This window comes from Bradyrhizobium sp. B124 (genome assembly GCF_038967635.1).
Lineage (GTDB): Bacteria > Pseudomonadota > Alphaproteobacteria > Rhizobiales > Xanthobacteraceae > Bradyrhizobium.
Map to the genome: position 1 here is coordinate 6622049 of NZ_CP152413.1, position 19088 is coordinate 6641136.

Annotated in this window: 23 protein-coding genes; 12 read left to right on the forward strand and 11 right to left on the reverse strand. The window is 65.6% G+C overall.

Annotated features, from left to right (window positions below; translation table 11 throughout):
- Positions 1–93 precede the first annotated feature (93 nt).
- From AAFG13_RS31495 to AAFG13_RS31520, 6 genes are all read left to right on the forward strand, one after another.
- On the forward strand, positions 94–528 hold the full coding sequence (locus tag AAFG13_RS31495; protein WP_176533636.1) for an acyl-CoA thioesterase: 435 nt from the start codon (positions 94–96) through the stop codon (positions 526–528).
- 5 nt (positions 529–533) lie between these two features.
- Positions 534–1013 (forward strand): PaaI family thioesterase, encoded by a 480-nt coding sequence (locus AAFG13_RS31500; RefSeq protein ID WP_342709213.1) that lies wholly within the window; start codon positions 534–536, stop codon positions 1011–1013.
- Between the two features lie 236 nt (positions 1014–1249).
- A complete protein-coding gene (locus AAFG13_RS31505; protein WP_212314060.1) occupies positions 1250–1636 on the forward strand; it encodes a CidA/LrgA family protein in 387 nt (128 codons plus the stop codon).
- On the forward strand, positions 1633–2355 hold the full coding sequence (locus AAFG13_RS31510; protein WP_342709214.1) for an LrgB family protein: 723 nt from the start codon (positions 1633–1635) through the stop codon (positions 2353–2355). Before AAFG13_RS31505 ends, AAFG13_RS31510 begins: the two co-directional genes overlap by 4 nt.
- A gap of 94 nt (positions 2356–2449) precedes the next feature.
- The gene (locus AAFG13_RS31515; RefSeq protein ID WP_342713434.1) at positions 2450–3229 is read left to right on the forward strand and encodes a sulfite exporter TauE/SafE family protein; all 780 of its coding nucleotides are present in this window, start codon (positions 2450–2452) and stop codon (positions 3227–3229) included.
- 36 nt (positions 3230–3265) lie between these two features.
- Positions 3266–3943: a DsbA family protein gene (locus AAFG13_RS31520; RefSeq protein ID WP_342709215.1), complete on the forward strand. Its 678-nt coding sequence runs from the start codon at positions 3266–3268 to the stop codon at positions 3941–3943.
- A gap of 16 nt (positions 3944–3959) precedes the next feature.
- On the opposite strand, the gene AAFG13_RS31525 is transcribed toward AAFG13_RS31520, so the two are convergent.
- Positions 3960–4562 carry an ABATE domain-containing protein gene (locus tag AAFG13_RS31525; RefSeq protein WP_342709216.1) on the reverse strand — a complete coding sequence of 201 codons (603 nt, stop codon included), beginning with the start codon at positions 4560–4562 and terminating at the stop codon, positions 3960–3962.
- Between the two features lie 113 nt (positions 4563–4675).
- Between AAFG13_RS31525 and AAFG13_RS31530 the strand changes: the two genes are divergently transcribed.
- Together AAFG13_RS31530 and AAFG13_RS31535 are read left to right on the forward strand one after the other, a co-directional pair.
- Positions 4676–5314, forward strand: a complete 639-nt coding sequence (locus AAFG13_RS31530) for an AzlC family ABC transporter permease (protein WP_342709217.1) — start codon at positions 4676–4678, stop codon at positions 5312–5314.
- Positions 5307–5621 (forward strand): AzlD domain-containing protein, encoded by a 315-nt coding sequence (locus tag AAFG13_RS31535; protein WP_342709218.1) that lies wholly within the window; start codon positions 5307–5309, stop codon positions 5619–5621. The genes AAFG13_RS31530 and AAFG13_RS31535 overlap by 8 nt, the downstream gene beginning before the upstream one ends.
- A gap of 9 nt (positions 5622–5630) precedes the next feature.
- On the opposite strand, the gene AAFG13_RS31540 is transcribed toward AAFG13_RS31535, so the two are convergent.
- Both AAFG13_RS31540 and AAFG13_RS31545 read right to left on the reverse strand, forming a co-directional pair.
- Positions 5631–5837, reverse strand: coding sequence for a hypothetical protein (locus tag AAFG13_RS31540; RefSeq protein ID WP_176533628.1), 207 nt, complete (start codon positions 5835–5837; stop codon positions 5631–5633).
- A gap of 63 nt (positions 5838–5900) precedes the next feature.
- Positions 5901–6788, reverse strand: a complete 888-nt coding sequence (locus tag AAFG13_RS31545; RefSeq protein WP_342709219.1) for a LysR family transcriptional regulator — start codon at positions 6786–6788, stop codon at positions 5901–5903.
- Positions 6789–6907: 119 nt separating this feature from the next.
- On the opposite strand from AAFG13_RS31545, the gene AAFG13_RS31550 reads away from it, so the two are divergent.
- Together AAFG13_RS31550 and AAFG13_RS31555 are read left to right on the forward strand one after the other, a co-directional pair.
- Positions 6908–7648: an SDR family oxidoreductase gene (locus AAFG13_RS31550; protein ID WP_342709220.1), complete on the forward strand. Its 741-nt coding sequence runs from the start codon at positions 6908–6910 to the stop codon at positions 7646–7648.
- A gap of 56 nt (positions 7649–7704) precedes the next feature.
- Positions 7705–8604, forward strand: a complete 900-nt coding sequence (locus tag AAFG13_RS31555) for an SDR family oxidoreductase (RefSeq protein WP_342709221.1) — start codon at positions 7705–7707, stop codon at positions 8602–8604.
- A 219-nt stretch (positions 8605–8823) separates the two neighbouring features.
- On the opposite strand, the gene AAFG13_RS31560 is transcribed toward AAFG13_RS31555, so the two are convergent.
- The 3 genes from AAFG13_RS31560 to AAFG13_RS31570 form a co-directional block, all read right to left on the reverse strand.
- Complete coding sequence (locus AAFG13_RS31560) at positions 8824–9906, reverse strand: phospholipase (protein ID WP_342709222.1); 1083 nt, start codon at positions 9904–9906, stop codon at positions 8824–8826.
- 22 nt (positions 9907–9928) lie between these two features.
- Positions 9929–10900 carry a S1C family serine protease gene (locus AAFG13_RS31565; protein ID WP_092123604.1) on the reverse strand — a complete coding sequence of 324 codons (972 nt, stop codon included), beginning with the start codon at positions 10898–10900 and terminating at the stop codon, positions 9929–9931.
- A gap of 144 nt (positions 10901–11044) precedes the next feature.
- Positions 11045–12562 carry an AMP-binding protein gene (locus tag AAFG13_RS31570; protein ID WP_342709223.1) on the reverse strand — a complete coding sequence of 506 codons (1518 nt, stop codon included), beginning with the start codon at positions 12560–12562 and terminating at the stop codon, positions 11045–11047.
- Between the two features lie 323 nt (positions 12563–12885).
- Between AAFG13_RS31570 and AAFG13_RS31575 the strand changes: the two genes are divergently transcribed.
- Positions 12886–13203: a PilZ domain-containing protein gene (locus tag AAFG13_RS31575; RefSeq protein ID WP_342709224.1), complete on the forward strand. Its 318-nt coding sequence runs from the start codon at positions 12886–12888 to the stop codon at positions 13201–13203.
- 9 nt (positions 13204–13212) lie between these two features.
- Here AAFG13_RS31575 and AAFG13_RS31580 read toward each other — a convergent pair whose 3' ends face one another.
- Together AAFG13_RS31580 and AAFG13_RS31585 are read right to left on the reverse strand one after the other, a co-directional pair.
- A complete protein-coding gene (locus tag AAFG13_RS31580; protein ID WP_342709225.1) occupies positions 13213–13482 on the reverse strand; it encodes a hypothetical protein in 270 nt (89 codons plus the stop codon).
- 166 nt (positions 13483–13648) lie between these two features.
- A complete protein-coding gene (locus AAFG13_RS31585; RefSeq protein ID WP_342709226.1) occupies positions 13649–14542 on the reverse strand; it encodes a LysR family transcriptional regulator in 894 nt (297 codons plus the stop codon).
- 109 nt (positions 14543–14651) lie between these two features.
- Here AAFG13_RS31585 and AAFG13_RS31590 point away from each other — a divergent pair, with 109 nt between their 5' ends.
- Entirely contained in the window at positions 14652–15644 is a 993-nt protein-coding gene (locus AAFG13_RS31590; protein WP_342709227.1) for an aldo/keto reductase, read from the forward strand.
- A 522-nt stretch (positions 15645–16166) separates the two neighbouring features.
- Here AAFG13_RS31590 and AAFG13_RS31595 read toward each other — a convergent pair.
- The 3 genes from AAFG13_RS31595 to AAFG13_RS31605 are packed head-to-tail and all read right to left on the reverse strand — an operon-like array spanning position 16167 to position 18605.
- A complete protein-coding gene (locus tag AAFG13_RS31595) occupies positions 16167–17195 on the reverse strand; it encodes a peptidoglycan -binding protein (protein WP_212314026.1) in 1029 nt (342 codons plus the stop codon).
- Positions 17196–17219: 24 nt separating this feature from the next.
- Positions 17220–17591, reverse strand: coding sequence for a VOC family protein (locus tag AAFG13_RS31600; protein ID WP_342709229.1), 372 nt, complete (start codon positions 17589–17591; stop codon positions 17220–17222).
- A 15-nt stretch (positions 17592–17606) separates the two neighbouring features.
- Complete coding sequence (locus tag AAFG13_RS31605; protein WP_212314024.1) at positions 17607–18605, reverse strand: flagellar motor protein MotA; 999 nt, start codon at positions 18603–18605, stop codon at positions 17607–17609.
- Positions 18606–19088 lie beyond the last annotated feature (483 nt).

The window sequence follows — 19088 nt, forward strand, 5'->3', positions numbered from 1 at the left end:
GTGATCTCCGCGGAGCGGTCCCGATACGGTGCCGTATTGCTAGCCCGCTTCGTGCCTGATACGCTACCGTATCGGAACGCAAAGGAGGGAAGCATGGAGGGCGAGGCGACCTATCGCGGCACGGTCTATCCCTGGCATTGTGACCACATCGGCCACATGAACGTCATGTGGTATGTCGGCAAGTTCGACGAGGCGAGCTGGAATATGTTCGCGCGGCTCGGGCTGACGCCGAGCTATCTGCGCGAGTCCGGCCGCGGCATGGCCGCCGTGCAGCAGAACATCTCCTACCAGCGCGAACTGCTTGCCGGCGACCTCGTCGAGGTCAAGAGCCGGCTGGTCGAGTTCCGCGACAAGTCGGTCCGCATCCTGCATGAGATGCGCAACGCGGAGACCGGCGACATCGCCGCGACCTGCGAGATCGCGGCCGTGCATATCGATCGCGCCGCGCGCAAATCGGCGCCGTTCGCGCCGGCGATCCGCTACGCCGCGATGCCGCACCTCGTGCCGTCAGAACCCGTGACTGCGTGACCGCCATGCCCCGCTTTGAGCCGAAGAATCCCGACTTCCGCGCGGTTGCCACCGCCACATTCGCGCGCCAGCGCGCAATGCAGACGCTTGGTATCTCGATCGCACGTATGGAGCCGGGCGAGGTCGATCTCGCGATGCCCTATGCGCCGGAGTTCTGCCAGCAGAACGGATTCGTGCATGCCGGAATCATCACCGCGGGGCTCGACAATGCCTGCGGGATCGCCGCCTTCACGCTGATGCCCGAAGGCTCCGACATCCTCACGGTGGAGTTCAAGACCAATCTGCTGGCGCCGGCCCGCGGCGAGCGGTTCGTGTTCCGCGGCGTCGTGGTCAAGCCAGGCCGCACGCTGACCGTCTGCGATGGCCGCGCTTATGCGGTGCAGGACGGCATCGAGATGCTGGTCGCGACTATGAGCGGCACGCTGATGGCGCTGGCGCGGCGGGCGTCGCCAACGACGAGCGGAGCTTTATCCCCGTCACCCTGAGGTGCGAGCGGAGCGAGCCTCGAAGGGTCGACGGCCCACGCTCTCGCCAGCGGAGAAGCAATGCGCGGAAACATCTGGGCCGTGCATCCTTCGAGGCGCGCAAGCGCGCGCACCTCAGGATGACGGGCCTGTGAAGTCGGCGTGCCTAGTATCTGCGCATCCTCCTGAGATCGCCGCATTGACAACCTTTCCCCACACCGACCTGATACGCGGATGCTTCGCTTGAGCGCCTTGTCATGATCGCCAGCCTCAGCCTGATCCTGCTCTGTCAGTTGGTCGGCGAGGTTGCCGTGCGGGCGCTGGCCGTGCCGGTGCCGGGCCCGGTGGTCGGGCTGGTGCTGCTGCTGTTGCTCCTGCTGGCGCGAGACCGCTTTCCGGTGCTCGCGCGCGGGCCGCTCGGCAATGACGGGGTGGAGAGCGCAAGCCGTGGCATGCTCGCTAATCTCTCGCTGCTGTTCATTCCGGCAGGCGTCGGTGTGGTGCAGAAGCTCGACCTGCTTGCCGAGCATGGCATCGCGATCCTGGTGATCCTTGCGGTTTCGGTCATCGTCACGCTGCTGGCGACGGTCGCGACCTTCGTCGCGGCGACCAGTATGTTTGCGCGCGAGGAGGAGAACCCGTGAGCGACAATCCGTTTTCGCTCTGGGTCTATCTCTCGCAGTCGCCGCTGCTCTGGCTGACGGTGACGCTATTGACCTATGCCGCGACCGATGCGGTGTCGTTGAAGACAAGGCGTCATCCGCTCGCCAATCCCGTGCTGCATTCGCTGTGGATCATCGGCGCGTTCCTGCTGCTGACCGGGACCTCCTACACCACCTATTTTGCCGGGGCGCAGTTCGTGCACTTCCTGCTCGGGCCGGCGACGGTGGCACTCGCGGTGCCGCTCTACGAGAACCGCAGGCGGGTCGCGGCCGCGGTCCTGCCGATGCTGGTCGCGCTCGCGGTCGGCTCGCTCACCGCGATCGTCTCGGTGGTGCTGCTGGCGCGGGCCTTCGGCCTGCCGCGTGACATCATCCTGTCGCTGGCGCCCAAATCAGTCACGGCCGGGGTCGCGATGGGCATCAGCGAGTCCCTGCATGCCGATCCCTCGCTGACGGCGGTCTCCGTGATCCTCACCGGCATCATGGGGGCGATCATCGTCACGCCCTTGATGAACTTTACCGGCGTCACCGACTTCCGTGGCCGCGGCTTTGCCGCGGGCATCGCCGCCCATGGCATCGGCACCGCGCGCGCCTTCCAGGTCGACGAGGTCGCCGGCGTCTTTGCCGGGATCGCGATGAGCCTGAACGCGCTGGTCACCTCGCTGCTGGTGCCGCTGGCCGTGACATATCTGCTGCGCTGACATTCGGCTGCAGGGCAGTTTTGTGCTATTGCTATGGCACCACGCAGCAAATCCTTCTAGGGTTGCGGCCTCAAACGCGAGTCTGTTCCCCTTGATCTTCTCCGTAACTCAGAGCGTGCTTGGGCTGGCATCCGGCATGCTGGTCGGTTTTTCGCTGGGCCTGGTCGGCGGCGGCGGGTCGATCCTTGCCGTGCCGCTGATGGTCTATGTGGTCGGGGTGCCCCAGCCGCATGTCGCGATCGGTACCTCGGCGATTGCGGTCGCCGCCAACGCCGCGATCAACCTCTCCAACCACGCCCGCGGCGGCACCGTGATCTGGTCCTGCGCACTGGTGTTCGCGCTGTCAGGCATGTTCGGCGCTTTCGGCGGCTCGATCCTCGGCAAGATGCTGGACGGGCAGAAGCTGCTGGCGCTGTTCTCGATCGTGATGCTGGTGATCGCGGGCCTGATGCTGAAGACCCGCGCGCGGGTCGGGCTGACCGACGTCAAGATCTCGATGGCCAACACGCCCGCGATCGTAGGTCTCGGGCTTGTGACGGGAACCATGTCCGGCTTCTTCGGCATCGGCGGTGGCTTCCTGATCGTGCCGGCCTTGATGCTGGCGACCGGGATGCCGATCATGAACGCGGTCAGTTCGTCGCTGGTGGCGGTTACCGCCTTCGGCGTGACCACGGCCTTGAGCTATGCGTGGTCCGGGCTGGTGTCGTGGGGCCTGGCGGGGCTATTCGTCGCCGGCGGCATCGCGGGTGGCCTGCTGGGCACACGGAGCGCCCGGCACCTGTCGGAACGGCGCGGCGCCCTCAATATCGTGTTTGCGACTGTGATTATCGTCGTGGCGATCTATATGCTGCTGCGTAACATCAATGTGTCCTGAACGTAGAAGGGCGAGGAGCCCTTCCGGAAACGAGCTATGAACCATCTGACGAAATCACCCCTCGACAACGCAGGCGCCACCCGCCGCGGCGCGCTCGGCTTCATCAGTGCCGGCATTGCGCTGCTGGCCGCCAGAGGCGCGCGCGCCGAGGACGACAATGTCCTGACCGAGGAACAGGTGCTGCGCGATCCGGATATTCCGGTGATTGGCAATCCCAAGGGCGACATCACGATCGTCGAATGGTTCGACTACAACTGCCCGTATTGCCGCAAGCTCGCGCCGGAGCTCCGCCAGGTGGTGCAGGACGACGGCAAGGTTCGCCTGGTGCTGAAGGATTGGCCGATCCTCGGGCCGGTGTCGAAGGTCGCGGCGCAGATGGCGCTGGCGGCGAAGTACCAGGACAAGTTCGAAGCCGCGCATGAGGCGATGATTTCGGTCAATTCGCGCATTACCGAGCCACGCATTGCCGAGCTGCTGTCGGGCGCCGGCCTCGACATGGACCGCTTGAAGAAGGATCTCGACGCCAACGCCAAGGCGATCGACGCAGTTTTGGCGCGCAACAACGAGCAGGCGCAGGCATTCGGCTTCAACGGCACGCCGTCATTCATCGTCGGCAAGTATCGCGTGCCGGGCGTGCTCAGCATCGATCAGTTCGAGCAGGTGATCGCGGACGCCCGCAAGGCCAACATGGGCCGGAAGACCGAGCAGAACTAAACCCCCTGGCGTTCACTCACGCGGAGCCCTTGCGCTTGGCATAAGCGCGCCGCGCGCGCTCGCGATTGCCGCACACTTCGCTCGAGCACCATCTGCGAGTCCGGTTCGGGCTCTCGTCGACAAAGAACCAGCCGCAGCCGTCAGCCTCGCAGCATCCGATGCGGCTCGCGTCGTCGGACGCCAGCAGGGCCGTCAGCGACCACAGCACCGGCCACAACGGCTCCGTCACGTCGGTCCCCGCCAGCGCATGGCGATAGCCTCGATCCTGCCGCACAAGGTCGGGCTGCCGGGGAGCCGCCGACAGCATCCGATTGACGAGACGGAGGTCCACGCTGCGGCCACCGCGGAGCGCGTCGGAAATCGCCCAGATGTCGCGACGCAAATCATGCGCCTTCTGCATCGCGGCCATGGCGACGCTGCTCGCCGAATGCGCTTTCAGCTTCCTGATTGCCGCGAGCGGCAAGGTCCCGCGGCGTTCGCTCCAGGACAATAGCGCAGGGTAATCCGGGATCAGCTCCTGTGGATCGTTCGACGTCCGCCAGTCGAGCGTGTTCGCGAAGTCGAGGCAGACCCGTCCGCCGAAGAACTGTGTCGCTGCCCGCGCGGGATCCCTTGACATCACGGCCTCTCACCAAGTTTAATCTAACGGTCATGACCATTACAAGCGCCCAGCCGTCTCGACGCCTCCCAACGATGACGGCCGCCGGATTCAGGCGGGGCCTGGTTGCGGCCTTGCCGTTCCTGCTCAGCAACGGCGCCGCCGGCCTCGTGATGGGACTGACCTACAAGGGGCTTGGGCTGGGGGCGCCGCACGCGATTCTGTTCAGCCTGCTCGTCTACTCCGCCACCGCCCAGGCGATCACGCTGAGCATGTGGGCAAGCCCACTGCCGGTTGCCGCCATGGTCGTTGCCTGCATCGCCACCAATTCCCGATACTTACTGATGGGCGCCCATCTGCGCCAGCTGTTTGGCGCGTTCGCCCCCCGGAAGATCCTGCTCAGCCTGTTTCTGCTCGCGGATGCATCGTGGCTGATGACGAGTTCGGATGCAGACCGCAATGGACCCGACGCCGGCTATCTACTCGGATCGAGCATCCCCATGGCGATCGGCTGGGTCGGCGGCACTGCACTTGCCTATGCCGCCCCGCTCGCAACCAACGGACCACTGAAGCTCGCCGCCGCACTGCTGCCGACGATGTTCATTGCGACCCTGCTTCCCAGCCAGTGGAAGAACGCGACGTCGCCGTGGCCGTGGCTGACCTCAGCGGTCGTCGCGCTCCTGGTCAGCCGATTCGTGGATCCCAGCTGGTCCATGCTGATCGGGGGCGGATGCGGCACCGTCGTCAGCATGATGGAGCGGACCGATGCGTGACCTGATGAAGAACCTGGACGTTCTCGGCGTGATCTTCATCCTCGGGCTGACATGCTATGCCATGCGCGCCGGTGGATACGTCCTCGCCGCGTCGATGCGCGACGACGGCATCGCCGCCCGGTTTCTCCGGCTCGCGCCCGGCAATCTGTTCATCGCATTCATCGTTGGCGGCTGCCTGTCCGGCGGGCTGGCAGGTCTCGTCGGAACGATGGTCGCGCTCGTGACGATGGCCGTCACGGCGAGGGAATGGGCCGCGTTAGGTGCCGGCTTCGGTGCGGCCTTGGCGGCGTCTACGATCGGGCTGTGACGTCAGCGGTTACTTCGACGCGATCTTGTCCCACTGCTCGCGGGTGCGCGTTTTCAGCAGGTTCCAGTCATGGGCTGCAACATCCCAATTCACGATGGTGCGGGTATCCTGCGCCACTTCGCCATTGGCGACGCTCGACGTCCGCATCGAATCGTAGACGTAGACGCCGCAAACCAGCAGCAGCGCGCCCAAAATCATGCCGAAAAACGTCCGCATCGCTCAATCCCTCCAGTGTCGGTGGAATAACGTCGCGAGGTTCGCTGTGGTTCCGGCGATCGATCAACTGCGCGCGAACACCCGCATCACATAGTCGATGAACACGCGCACGCGTGGCGACAGTTGGCGGTTGCGCGGATAGAGCAGCGATACCGGCACCGACGGCGGCGGGCATTGCTGCAGCACCGGGATCAGCGTGCCGTTGGCGAGGTCGGTTTCGGCATGGAAACGTGGCACCTGCACGAGGCCGAGGCCGAGCCTGGCGCTTGCGAGATAACTTTCGGGGCCGGTCACCGACATCGGCGCGGGCAACGGAAATTGTTTGAGCGCGCCGTCGATCACGAACTCCATCGGGCGCAAGCGGCCGGTCGTCAGCGAGCGAATCCCGATCATGCGATGGCCGTCGAGCGCGAGCGGATCGGTCGGCATGCCGAAGTGCGCAAGGTAGTCCGGCGTGGCGCAGGTCAATCGCTCCAGCATCGTGACCTGCCGCGCGATCATGTCGCTGTCGGGCAATTGGCCGAAGCGCAGCACGCAGTCGACGCCTTCGCGGATCAGGTCGACCCAGCGATCGCTCTCGCTCATGTTGATCTCGATATCAGGATATTGGGCGAGGAAGCCGGGCAGGTTCGGCAGCAGGAAGTGCCGCGCCAAGGTGCCCTGCACTTCGAGCCGCAGCAGCCCCTTCGGCCGCGCGCCGCCGAACGCGCCTTCGGCGTCTTCGAGGTCGGAGATCAGCGACAGGCAGCGGCGGTAATGCGCCTCGCCGTCGAGCGTCGGGCGGACCGTGCGCGTGGTGCGCTCGAGCAGCCGCACGCCGAGCCGCGCCTCCAGCCCCTTCACCGCATCCGTCACCGTCGAGCGCGGCAGGCCAAGATCGTCGGCGGCGAGAGAAAAGCTGCGGCGTTCGACCACCCGGGTGAATACGCGCATCGCGTCGAAGCGGTCCATTATTATCCGGAAAATACGAATAGTGATGCCATAAGATGCATGATTATCCGGCTAATGCCAAGGCCTAGTGTCCTCCCATCGAACGCGGCCTTGGCCGCCAACCTGATGGGAGACTGAAAATGACCAACCAAACCAACAAGGTAGCTCTGGTGACGGGTGCCTCGCGCGGGATCGGCGCGGCGGTTGCCGAACGCCTCGCCAAGGACGGCTTCACCGTCGTCATCAACTACTCCGGCGATGCCAGGCCCGCCCAGGCGGTGGCCGACCGCATCGAGGCCGCCGGCGGCCGGGCGCTGACCGCGAAGGCCGATGTCAGCGACGCCAATGCGGTGCGCGGCCTGTTCGACGCGGCGGAAGCGGCGTTCGGCGGCGTCGATGTGCTGGTCAACAATGCCGGCATCATGAAGCTCGGCAAGATTGCCGACAGCGACGATGCGGCCTTCGACCAGCAGGTCGCGGTCAACCTGAAGGGCAGCTTCAACACCATGCGCGAGGCGGCACGCCGGCTGCGCAACGGCGGACGCATCGTCAATTTCTCGACCAGCGTCGTCGGCACCAAGCTGGAGACCTACGGCATCTATGTCGCGACCAAGGCCGCGATCGAGTCATTGACCGCGATCCTGTCCAAGGAATTGCGCGGCCGCGGCATCACCGTGAATGCGGTCGCGCCCGGCCCGACCGCGACCGATCTGTTCCTCAACGGCAAGTCGGACGAACTGATCGATCGCTTCGCCAAGATGGTCCCGCTGGAGCGGCTCGGCACGCCTGACGACATCGCGAACGCCGTGTCGTTCCTCGTCGGTCCCGACGGCTCCTGGATCAACGGCCAGACCCTGCGCGCCAATGGCGGCCTGGTCTGACGTCCCAACACTTCAACCCAGCTCTCATTCAACCCGCCATCACAAGGATACGTGTCATGAAACAGGTCATCGTCATCACCGGCGCTTCCAGCGGCTTCGGCCGCCTCACCGCCAACGCGCTCGCCAGGGCCGGCCACACCGTCTACGCCTCGATGCGCCACACCACCGGCCGCAACGCCGCCGCGGTCGCCGACATCGAGGAGTTCGCCCGCGACAACAAGGTCGATCTGCGCTCGCTCGAACTCGACGTCGGCTCGCAGGCGTCGGTCGATAAAGCCATCGCCCAGATCGTCGCCGAGGAGGGCCGCCTCGACGTCGTCATCCACAATGCCGGCCACATGGTGTTCGGGCCGGCGGAGGCTTTCACGCCCGAGCAGCTTGCCGAGCTCTACGACGTCAACGTGCTCTCGACCCAGCGCGTCAATCGCGTAGCGCTGCCGCAGCTGCGCAAGCAGGGCAGGGGACTTGTGGTGTGGGTGTCGAGCAGCAGCTCGGCCGGCGGCACGCCGCCCTATCTCGCGCCATACTTCGCGGCGAAGGCCGGCATGGATGCGATGGCCGTGATCTATGCCCGCGAGTTGTCACGCTGGGGCATCGAGACCTCGATCATCGTGCCCGGCGCCTTCACCGGCCGCACCAACCACTTCGCGCATTCCGGCCGTCCCGCCGATCAGGCGCGGGCCGCCGAGTATGAAGCCGGTCCCTATGCCGGCTTCGGCGACGAGATCATGAAGGCGTTTTCGGCGATCGTGCCCGAGGACGCCGACGCTGGCTCGGTGGCCGATGCGATCGTTGAGGTCGTGGACACGCCGTTCGGCAAGCGGCCGTTCCGCGTCCACATCGATCCGACCCAGGACGGTGCCGAGGTCGCCTTCGGCGTGATCGACCGCGTCCGCAACGAGATGCTGCACCGGGTCGGCTTCTCCGACCTGCTCAAGCCGCGGGTGAATGAGTAGTTCGGCACGCGCTCTGTCCACGTCAACGATAAGGATAGTGCCACGCGCATCATCCGTCCCCGTCATCCTGAGGTGCGAGCCTTGCGGCGCACTTGCGCCGCTGGGCGAGCCTCGAAGGGTGCACGGCCTCGATGCAGCCGCGGGGCCGTCGACCCTTCGAGACGCGCTTCGCGCTCCTCAGGGTGACGGGGAGAGAAGTCCCTGTGACGGGGGCATACTTCAAGTGCCGTCAGTTCGTTCACCGTTCAGCCACCGAAAAATCTCCGCATTGATCTCGCGCGGATAGGTGTGGCTGAGATCGTCGATCTCGCGATAGATCACCCTGGCGCCGGCAGCCGACAGCAAGCCTTGCGTCTGCCGCGCGGTCTGCACCGGGAACATCCAGTCGAGCCGGCCATGGGTGATGAAGATCGGCAAGCCGCGCAGCCGCTCGGCATCGGCCATCTCGGCCATCAGCGGATGGAAAGTCGCGGCCACCGGCGCCAGATGCGTGAAGCGCGAGGCGCCGTCGAGCCCGCTCACATAGCTGAACGTGCCGCCGTCGCTCATGCCGGTCAGCAGCATGCGGGTTTCGTCGATACGCCAGCGCGCGCGCGCCTGGTCGATGATGCGGTTGAGGTTCGGCGTATCGGTGTCGTCGCCCATCAGCGCCCAGGTCTGGCCGGTTGCAGTCGGCGCCACCAGGATGGCGCCGCGGCTGCGCGCATCGCGCAACCAGCTCCACAGGAAACCGCGGCCGTTGCCGCTGCCGCCATGCAGCGCCATCACCAGCGGCCAGGTGCGATCAGGCGTGTAATACTCAGGCACATACATCGAGAAGCCGCCGCGGCTGCCCGGTCCGTTGCGCTCGTGGAAGATGCCGGTGTCGGAGTTGGGCGCCGCCGCGAGCTTCGCCTGCAGGTCGGCGTCCTCGCGCAAGTCGGGCGCGATAAAGAAGCCGCTGACCGGGGGCAGCTCGGTCAGCGGATAGAGCGCCTCCTGTGCGCGCGGCAGATAGCGCAGCGCGCGGAACACGCTGACCAGATCGCCTTCGCCATTCTGCACCGCGCGCAGGCCCGCATAGCCGGCCAGTGCCGGTTCGATCGCAGCTTCCAGTGCGGTCTGGATGTGCGCGAATTTCTCCGGCCAATCGGCAAGCCGCGGCCGCACCGCCTGCAGGGCCTTCTCGGGCTCGCCCGCGATCTGCATCACGCGATCGAAGTCCGGTGGGTTGAGGTTGCGCGCGACAAAGGACAGCGATTCCAGCGTCTGCAACAGCGGCGGCAGCACGGCCACGATGTCGTCAACCACGGCCTCGCTCATCGTGCTGCCTCTTTTCTGTCTCTTAATGCAGCCGCGGCGCCTTCAACAGCTTCATGCGGTCGATCGAGGTCAGCGTCACGTCGAAGGTGACGCCCTCGTGGTAGATGGTCAACGGCACGTCGACGCCGGCCGCGCCGAGCGACCAGAGCTTGCGGTAGAAGCCGGTCTGGCTCGTCACCTTGTCGCCGTCGACCGCGAGGATCACGTCCCCGGTCTTCAATTCGGCGCGCGCCGCCGGTCCCTTGCTGGCGACGCCGACCACCACGAGGCGGTTGTCGATCTCGGTCGTGTACATGCCGAGCCACGGCCGCGCCGGCCTGTCGACGCGGCCGAATTTGCGCAGGTCGCCGAGCACCGGATTGAGCAGATCGATCGGCACGATCATGTTGACATGCTCGGCGCGGCCCGAGCGTTCGCGTTCGAGCTGCAGCGAGCCGATGCCGATCAGCTCGCCGGCATTGTTGATCAGTCCGGTGCCGCCCCAGTTCGGATGCGACGGATAGGTGAAGATCGCCTCGTCGAGCAGATATTCCCAGTAGCCGGCGAACTCCTGCTTCGCCGCAATCTGGCTCGCGACCGAGCGCGTGCGGCCGCCGGCGCCGCCGAGTACGACATTGTCGCCGACCTGCGTCGCCGCCGACGAGCCGATCGGCAGCGGCTTGATGTCGAGTTGTCCCAGCGCCTGCACCAGGCCGAAGCCGGATTCGAAATCGAAGCCGAGTGCGTGGCCCTCGACCGCGCGGCCGTCGCCGAGATGCAGCCACACCGTGGCGGCTTCGGTGATCAGATAACCGATCGTCAGCACCAGCCCGTCGTCGATCAAGACGCCGTTGCCGGCGCGCTCGGTGCCGAGCGTCTCAGCGCTGAAGGCGTCAGGCGGAATGATCGAATGCAGCCCGATCACGCTCGTCAGCGCACGATCGAGGTCGTAGCGGTAATCTTCGGGGCGGGGCTGAAAGGCCGCCGGCACTTTCCATTCGGTGGTGGAGGGCATCAAGGATCTCCTGGCGTGCAGGGCGCTGGAACCTCATGGTAGTCCGAGGTTCTGCCGGCAGGGAAGATGGAATGATATACCTTGCGCGGCGGCCTGCACAGCTCATCTGGCATGCAGAGCTGCCCCTCGCAAGATGAACTGAACCTAGTCGCTTTTTGCTGCCGCGCGCGCCGGCATGATGCGGAAGGCGCGATCCTCCTTGATCCACGCGGCGCGCTCGTCGCGCAGCATGGTGCGGCGAACCTTTCCGGAATCATCGCGCGGCGCGGTGCCGACCCGCTCGAAACTTTCCGGATGTTTGTAGCGGCTGAGCCGGTCCTTCAGGAAGTCGCCCATGCCGTCGGCGATCTTCTGCGCATCGGCGCTGTCGGCGAGTTCGAGGATCGCATGCACGCGCTGGCCGAATTCCGGATCGGGCAATCCGACCACGACGCAGGAGCGCACCTCGGGATGTTCGCTGACTGCGGCCTCGACCTCGGCCGGATAGATGTTGGCGCCGCCGCGCAGCACCATGTCGGCGAGCCGGTCGCCGAGATAGAGATAGCCTTCCTCGTCGAGCCGGCCGATATCGCCGAGCGATTCCCAACCATCAGGTCGGCGCTTCGGCGATGCGCCGAGATAGTGATAGGTGGAGCCGGCGCCGTCATTGGGCAGGAAGTAGATCTCACCGGTCTCGCCCGGCGCGACGTCGTTGCCGTCCTCACCGATGATGCGCAAGCGCGCGGTCTCGCCGATCTTGCCGACCGAGCCCTTGTGCGCCATCCATTCGACGCCCGAGATCACGCAGGCGCCCTGCCGCTCCGTGCCGCCATAGAGCTCCCAGACCCGCTCCGGCCCGAGCCATTCGATCCACTTCTCCTTCAGCCAGGGCGGCATCGGCGCCGCCATATGAAACACGATTTGCAGGCTGGAGACGTCGTAGCGGTTGCGCACCTCCTCGGGCAGCGCCCAGATCCGGTGCATCATGGTCGGCACGAAGTTGACCCATTGCACGCGCTCGCGCGCGATCAGCCGCAGCGTCTCCTCGGCGTCGAACTTCACCATGCCGGTCAGCCGTCCGCCGCCGAACAGCGCCGCGTGCGACAAGATGAACGGCGCGTTGTGATAGAGCGGGCCCGGGTTGAGCACCGACGCATCATGTGGCATGCCGAGCAGCAGCGGTGTCGTGGTTTCGAGCACTGCGGGGTTGTGATCGAGGATCACCTTCGGCCGCCCGGTCGAGCCGCCGCTCGTCATCGCCTTCCAGTAGCGCGCGACCGGTGCATCGAGCGGCTCCTCGGAAAATCCTTCCGGCAGGAATTCCACCGGCAGCGAATTCGGCGCATTCCAGTCGGCCTCGCCGCCGACCACCAGTGACGGTTTCAGGATCTCGAGCACCGCGGCGGCCTCGCCGCGCGGCAGCCGCCATGACAGCGAGGTCGGCGTCGCGCCGCATTTCCACACCGCGAAAGTGGTCTCGAAGAACGCGTTGCTGTTGGGCAGCCCGATCGCGACGAAGTCGCCGGGCTTTACGCCCTTGGCGGCAAACGCGCGCGCCCGCGCATTGGCGCGGCGCTCGAGCTCGAGCCAGGTCAGCGTATCGGCGCCGTGACTGATGGCGATCGCGTCGGCGGGCTTGCGTTCGGCATACCAGCGCGGCACGTCGGCGAGGGGGATCAGCATGGGGCGTTTCCGGAAGACAGAGGCGGCTTGAAGCGCTCTTGTTGCAGGGATGTGGCCAGCGCCACGGCCGCTACTTCACCAACTATGCGGTCCCCGTGTCAAGCCAACGACTGCCCATGCGGCCGGTATCCCGCTGATGGAGTTGCGGAATCCTCGTTCGATAAAAGCCGGGGCAAGATTCCGGTAAAGTTCAAGCGATCGCGCTAAGCCGGACTTTACGGGGCGACGGCATTGTGGCCCCTGCGATTGTGTGCCGGGCGCGTCGATCGACGCGCGCGGCCTCCAATGTTTTTCAAGGACCAATGTCTTCAAGGACGACGACGATGGCGAGCAATGGAGCACGGATCAAAATCAGTCGCGAGCCGCGGCGCCAGCTCAACAATCGTGCGGCGTGGATCACGGTGGATGACGGCGTAACCGAGAATGCCTGTGCTGTGGTCGACATCTCGCCCGGCGGCGCCAAGATCACGACCGAGGTCGAGTTCGACGTGAAGGACCGCCTCGCGCTGACGCTGCTCGCCGATCACGCCAAGCGCTACCCTTGCGAAGTGGTCTGGCGTCGCGGCAAGACCTACGGGCTCAAATTCGTGACGGACGCCGAGCCGCACGAACCGGCCGCGGAGCCCGCCGGCGCCATCTAGCACCGCGCCTCAGCGTCCCTGCGCGCTATTGACGTTGCCGGTCGTGCTCACCGAACCGCCGGGAGCGGCCGGCGCCGCGCTGAAGTTGCCGCCGGAGGACGGTGCATAGCGCTGGCCGCTCTGGGCTGGAAGCGCAGTGCCGCCAACGCCGTCCGACGAAGCAGCGCGGTCGCCCGGTCTCGGTGGCAGTGGGGAGCCTCCCGTGCTCTGCGCGAAAAGCTGAGCCGGCGCGAGGGTAAGGCCGGCGGCGAGGATGATGACGAATTTGTTTCTGAACATGGGGTTAGTCCGGATGGTGCGGTGAGGCTCGCGCGGTGGCGAGGTCCGCCAAGCCGCTCGATTGCGTCTGCAATAACGTAAGCGGTGCTGGTCCCGTTCCCAGAGGCTTCCGCCAAATCGCGAAGCAAATATCCGTGTGGTGGATGCGGGCGCCGCGTCGGCTCCGCTAGCCCCGATAGCGCAGTGCATCGACCAACAGCGCGAACGCCGGCGAGGATTGCCGGCGGCTCGGGTAGTAGAGGTGATAGCCGGGAAACGGCGCGCACCAGTCGTCGAGCACCTGGACCAGCTGACCCCTGGCGAGTTGCGCCTGCACCTGATCCTCGGCGACATAGGCAAGCCCAAGCCCGGCCGACGCCGCCTTGATCCGCAAGGCGGTACTGTTGAACACCAATTGTCCATCGACGCGGACCTTGATCGCGCGTCCGCGCTTCTCGAATTCCCAGGCATAGATGCCGCCATGGGTCGGCAGGCGGATGTTGATGCAGGCGTGCTGGGTCAGGTCCTGCGGCCGCTTCGGGCGATCGCGCCGCTTGAAGTAGGACGGCGCCCCGACCACAACCATGCGGAAATCCGGCGCGATCCGCACCGCGATCATGTCCTTTGCCAACTGCTCGCCGAGGCGAACGCCGGCGTCAAAACGTTCCGCGACGATGTTGGCGAGCCCGTTGTCGACGGTCAGCTCCACCTTGATGTCGGGATAGCGCGGCAGGAACTTTTCCAGCGCCGGCCACAGGATGGTCTCGGCTGCGTGCTCGCCGGCGTTGATGCGGATGGTGCCGGCCGGCTTCTCGCGCAGCGCGTTGAGGGCTGTGAGTTCGGCCTCGATCTCCTCGAAGCGCGGCCCGACGCCCTGTAGCAGGCGCTCGCCGGCGTCGGTCGGCGCCACGCTGCGCGTGGTGCGGGTCAGGAGCCGTACGCCCAGCCGTTCCTCCAACGCGCGCATGGTGTGGCTGAGCGCCGATTGCGACACGCCGAGCTGTGCCGCGGCGCGGGTGAAGCTGCGCTCGCGCGCCACCGCGAGGAAGGCAATCAGGTCATTGACGTCATGCCGCGGCATTGATGAATCCTGCTCATAAGTCCATCCCGATTTTTACGTCTAATGGGACGCCTGTGCACGACCTAAATCCCGCAGCGGCAGGTTCCAGCCATTGATGCGGAGAGACGTCATGCAGAAGCGTAAACTCGGTAACAGCAATCTGGAGGTATCGGCGATCGGCCTGGGCTGCATGGGCCTCAGCTTCGCCTATGGCCCAGCGGTCGAGAAAGCCGCAGGCATCGCGCTGCTGCGCGGCGCCGTCGAGCGCGGCGTCACCTTCTTCGATACCGCGGAGGTCTACGGTCCCTTCGTCAACGAGGAGTTGGTCGGCGAGGCGCTGGCGCCGGTTCGCAACGACGTCGTGATCGCCACCAAGTTCGGCTTCGATATCGGCACCATGGCCGAGCGGCATCGGTCGCTGAACAGCCGGCCCGAGCACATCAAGGCGGTCGCGGACGCCTCGCTGAAGCGGCTGAACATCGATGTGATCGATCTGTTCTATCAGCATCGGGTCGATCCCGCGGTGCCGATCGAGGATGTCGCTGGCGCCGTGAAGGACCTGATCGCCGCCGGCAAGGTCCGCCATTTCGGCCTGTCGGAGGCCGGCGTGCAGACCATCCGCCGTGCCCACGCGGTGCAGAAGGTCACGGCATTGCAGAGCGAATATTCGCTGTGGGAGCGCGGGCCGGAAGCGGAGATCCTGCCGGTGCTGCAAGAGCTCGGCATCGGCTTCGTGCCGTACAGTCCGCTCGGCCGCGGTTTTCTCACGGGGGCGATCAGCGCGTCGACGACGTTCGCCAGCGACGACTTCCGCAACCTCGTGCCGCGTTTTTCGCCGGAAGCCCGCCGCGCCAATCAGGCGCTGGTCGATCAGCTCGGCCGCATCGCGGCCGGCAAGGGCGCAACGCCGGCCCAGATCGCACTGGCCTGGCTGCTGGCGCAAAAGCCGTGGATCGTGCCGATCCCCGGCACCACGAAGCTCAATCGGCTCGAAGAAAACATCGGCGCCGCGCGGATCGAGCTGAGCTCCACTGATCTCGCCGACATCGGCAAGGCCGTCGCCGCCGTCGAGGTGCAGGGCGCGCGCTATCCGGAGCAATTGCTCGGGATGGTTGGACGCTGAGTCGAGCCACACACGCAGTGTCGTCCCGGGCTTGACCCGGGACCCATAACCACAAATGGCAATTGTTGTGCGACGCTGGGGCCACAGCCCTCTTCAACACCACAACCCTGTGGTTATGGGTCCCTGCTTTCGCAGGGACGACGATTGTGGAAGCAGGCCCCGCCACACACTCGATGTCGTCCTGGCGAAAGCCAGGACCCATTACCCAAATGCGCGTTGTTGCGCGACGCCGGGGCCACAGCCCTCTGCAACAACACAACCCTGTGGTTATGGGTCCCTGCTTTCGCAGGGACGACGATTGTGGAAGCAGGCCCCGCCACACACTCGATGTCGTCCTGGCGAAAGCCAGGACCCATTACCCCAATGCGCATTGTTGCGCGACGCCGGGGCCACAGCCCTCTGCAACAACACAACCCTGTGGTTATAGGTCCCGGCCTTCGCCGGGACGACGATTGTGGAAGCAGGCCGTGCCACACATTCAGTGTCGTCCTGGCGAAAGCGGAGCGCGAAGGCGTGTGCCACCTAGCGTTCCGTCAGCTTCAGCTCGATGCGGCGGTTGCGCTTGTAGGCGTCTTCGGTCTGCGCGGTGTCGAGCGGCTGGAATTCGGCGAAGCCGGCGGCGACCAGGCGCTGCGCCGGCACGCCGAGCGACACCAGATACTGCACCACCGAGATCGCGCGCGCGGAGGACAACTCCCAGTTCGACTTGAACAGCGGGCTGTTGATCGGCCGCACGTCGGTGTGGCCGTCGACCCGCAGCACCCAGGCGATTTCGGGGGGGATCTGCTTGTCGAGATCGATCAGCGCATTCGCCACGGTGTCGAGCTCGGTCTTGCCTTCAGGCAGCAGCGTTGCCTGGCCGGTATCGAAGAACACTTCGGACTGGAACACGAAGCGGTCGCCGACGATGCGGATATCGGGACGGTTGCCGAGGATGGCGCGTAGCCGGCCGAAGAATTCCGAGCGGTATTTCGACAATTCCTGCACCCGCTGCGCCAGCGCGACGTTGAGGCGCGAGCCGAGATCGGCGATCCGGCTCTGCGATTCCTTGTCGCGCTTCTCGGAGGCGTCGAGCGCCTCCTCGAGCGCCGCGAGCTGGCGGCGCAGCGCGCTGATCTGCTGGTTCAGCACCTCGATCTGCGCCAGCGCGCGCGACGACACGCTCTTCTCGGACTCCAGCGCCTTGTTGAGTTCGTTGGCGCGACCCTGCGCGTCGTTGCCGGAATTGGCGAGCCCCTCATAGAGCCCTTTCATGCGGTCGCGCTCGCCCTCGGCAGAGGCGAGGCCGGCGCGCAGCTGCGACACCTGGTCGTCGAGCGTCAGCTTGGAGAGCTTCTCCAGCGACAACAGGTCGTTGAGCTGGGCGATCTTGGCGTTGAGCTGCTCCAGCGCCTTGTCCTTGCCGGTGACCTCCTGCGACAGGAAGAACTGCACGACGAGGAATACCGACAGCAGGAACACGATCGACAGCACAAGCGTCGACAGTGCGTCGACAAAGCCTGGCCAGTAGTTGAAGCCGGATTCGCTGCGGCGCGAGCGGGCGAGGGCCATTCGGTTTCCCTTTATCTGTTGCCGTCAGTCCTGCGGCGCGTGGCAGACGGCTTCGATATTGTGACCGTCGGGATCGAGGACGAACGCGCCGTAGTAGTTTGCATGATAGTGCGGTCGAATTCCGGGGCGCCCGTTGTTCCGGCCGCCGGCCTTGATCGCGTCGTCATAGAAGCGATCGACGGTGGCACGATCGTTTGCCGTGAAGGCAATGTGGGCGCCGGTCTGCGGTGTAGCGCGCCGACCGATCCAGAAGAAAGCTTTTGGACGCACGCCATAGCCTGCAAACTCTGCACCCTCGGCATACAGGCGGGTGATGCCGAGAGGACGCAAGGCCGCATCGTAGAAGGTCTTGGACCGCTCGATATCGCTGATGCCGATGGTCACGTGGTCCAGCACGTTGGCCTCCGTGGCTCAGCTCTTTTCGGGCTGGCGGGCGAGGCGCTCGAGCAGCCGCTTGATCTCGCGGTTCTGCTCGCCCTGGCCGTCGGCCCATTCGCGGATCATCTGCTGCTCGGTGCGCATATGTGCAACCAGCCCCTGGATCGCCTCGGCAAGATTGGCCATCGCGGCCGTGGTGCTGCGGCCGCCGCCGCCGGCACCACCTTCCTCGAAGGTCGCACGCAGCCGGTCGATCGCGCCCTGCAGGTCGGCACCGCCGGCGCCGACACCGTCGCCGGAAATGCCGCGCACGGTGGTGGCGAGCCAGTCCTCGAGGTCGGTGTAGAAGCGGTTCTGGGCCTGGCTCGATTGCAGGTCGAGGAAGCCGAGGATCAGCGAGCCGGCGAGGCCGAACAGCGAGGACGAAAACGAGATGCCCATGCCGCCGAGCGGCGCGGCGAGGCCCTCCTTCAGCGTATCGAACAGCGCGCCGGCGTCGCCGCCGACCTTGAGCCCGTCGATCACCTTGCCGACCGAGCCGACCGTCTCGATCAGGCCCCAAAAGGTGCCGAGCAGGCCGAGGAACACCAGCAGGCCGGTCATGTAGCGCGAGATGTCGCGGGCTTCATCCAGGCGGGTTGCGATCGAATCGAGCAGATGCCGCATGGTCTGCTGCGAGATCGACATCCGGCCGGTGCGCTCGCCGCCGAGGATCGCGGCCATTGGGGCAAGCAGGGTCGGGCGGCGCTCGATCGCAAGGCCGGGATCGGCGATGCGGAAATTATTGACCCAGGCAACTTCGGGATAGAGCCGGATCACCTGGCGGAACGCCAGGATGACGCCGATCAGCAGCACGGCGCCGATCAGGGCGTTCAGCCCGGGATTGGCGAAGAAGGCGGTGACGATCTGCTTGTAGAGCACCACTCCGACCAGGCCGCAGAGCACCAGGAACACCAGCATCCGCACCAGGAAGATCCTGGGCGAGGACAGCTTGCTCAGTTCGATCTCCATCTCGGAGCGGGAAGGGGGCATTGCCGGGTCATCCGTTCGCGAAGGCCGCATCTGCCAGCAATATGGCACAGCGGCGGAGTGAGGAAAGCCGAATCCAAGGGCGGATGGCAGAACCTTGGGTTGAGACCGGGCGGAGTGTTGCCGCTTTGCGCAGCATTCCGGCGCTTCGGCGCATCAGCCTGTTCGGAAGGTGCCAATCCCGCGCGCGGGTCGCGAGACGAACTCGGGTTGCACGCATCGCTGGGCGAGGCGCGCCACGATCGGCGATTCGCGCGCCGCGCATTACGACTTTGCAATCTGCGGCATTCCCGCACAGGGAAAAGGCGCGTTCCCGCTCACGCAGTCCTTAACGCATTCCCACAGCCTGCGATGGAACCCGCTCACAATGCAGTGACCCGATAAAACATGCCGCGAAATCAGAGCGATAGCGTTCTGTGACAATGAGCCGCCAAGAAACGCATTGCGTCGCAGCAACGAGATTTTATTTTCATTGCAGCAACGCGA